Consider the following 1,468-nt stretch of genomic DNA (forward strand, 5'->3'; position numbering starts at 1 on the left):
CTATGCCGGTGACACCCTGGCCGCTGCATTGCTGGCCAACGGCGTGGATATCGTCGGGCGCAGTTTCAAGTACTCGCGGCCGCGCGGCATCTACGCCGCCGGGGCCGAAGAGCCGAACGCGGTGCTGCAGATCGGCGCCACCGAAGCCACCCAGATCCCCAACGTACGGGCTACCCAGCAGGCGCTGTACGGCGGCCTGGTCGCCACCAGCACCAACGGCTGGCCGAGCGTGAACACCGACGTCATGGGGATTCTCGGCAAGGTCGGCGGCAAGCTGATGCCGCCGGGCTTCTACTACAAGACCTTCATGTACCCGCAATCGTTCTGGATGACCTACGAGAAGTACATCCGCAAGGCGGCGGGCCTCGGCCGCTCGCCGCTGGAAAACGATCCGGACAGCTACGACTACATGAACCAGCACTGCGACGTGCTGGTGGTCGGCGCCGGCCCCGCCGGCCTGGCTGCGGCATTGGCGGCGGCGCGCACCGGGGCGCGGGTGATCCTCGCCGATGAACAGGAAGAATTCGGCGGCAGCCTGCTCGACAGCCGCGAGAGCCTGGATGGCAAGCCGGCGGCCGAGTGGGTCGCCAGCGTGATCGCCGAGCTGAAGAAGCTGCCGGAAGTGACCCTGCTGCCGCGGGCCACGGTCAACGGCTACCACGACCATAACTTCCTGACCATTCACGAGCGTTTGACCGACCATCTGGGCGATCGCGCGCCGATCGGCCAGGTACGCCAACGCATGCACCGGGTTCGCGCCAAGCGCGTGGTGCTGGCCACCGGGACCCATGAGCGGCCGCTGGTGTACGGCAACAACGACGTGCCGGGCAACATGCTCGCCGGTGCGGTGTCGACCTATGTGCGCCGTTACGGCGTGGCGCCGGGCAAGAAGCTGGTGCTGTCGACCAACAATGATTACGCCTATCGGGTGGCGCTGGATTGGCTGGATGCCGGCCTGAAAGTCGTCGCCGTAGCAGATGCACGCCACAACCCACGCGGTTCGCTGGTCGAAGAAGCTCGCGCCAAAGGCGTGCGCATCCTGACCTCCAGCGCCGTGATCGAAACCCGTGGCAGCAAACACGTGACCTCGGCCCGTGTCGCCGCCATCGACGTCAAGGCCCTCACTGTCACCAGCCCTGGCGAATGGCTCGACTGCGACCTGGTTGCCACTTCCGGCGGTTACAGCCCGGTGGTGCACCTGGCTTCGCACTTGGGCGGCAAGCCGATCTGGCGTGAAGATATCCTCGCTTTTGTGCCGGGCGATGCCCCGCAGAAGCGTGTGTGTGTCGGTGGTATCAACGGCGTGTATGCCTTGGCCGATGCCCTGGCCGATGGTTTTGAGGGTGGCGCTCGCGCTGCCACCGAAGCTGGCTTCAAGGCTGTTGAAGGCGTAATGCCTAAAGCACTGAAGCGCCAGGAAGAAGCGACCGTCGCGCTGTTCCAGGTACCCCACGAAAAATCCACCGCC

At 65.6% G+C, this 1,468-nt stretch carries 1 protein-coding gene; it reads left to right on the forward strand.

What is annotated here, in order from left to right:
• Positions 1-1,468, forward strand: a 1,468-nt coding sequence (locus F2S13_RS29010; protein WP_166367314.1) for a 2Fe-2S iron-sulfur cluster-binding protein, incomplete at both ends; no start/stop codon positions are given.

The sequence above is a fragment of the Pseudomonas akapageensis genome (assembly GCF_011355085.1).
GTDB lineage: Bacteria > Pseudomonadota > Gammaproteobacteria > Pseudomonadales > Pseudomonadaceae > Aquipseudomonas > Aquipseudomonas akapageensis.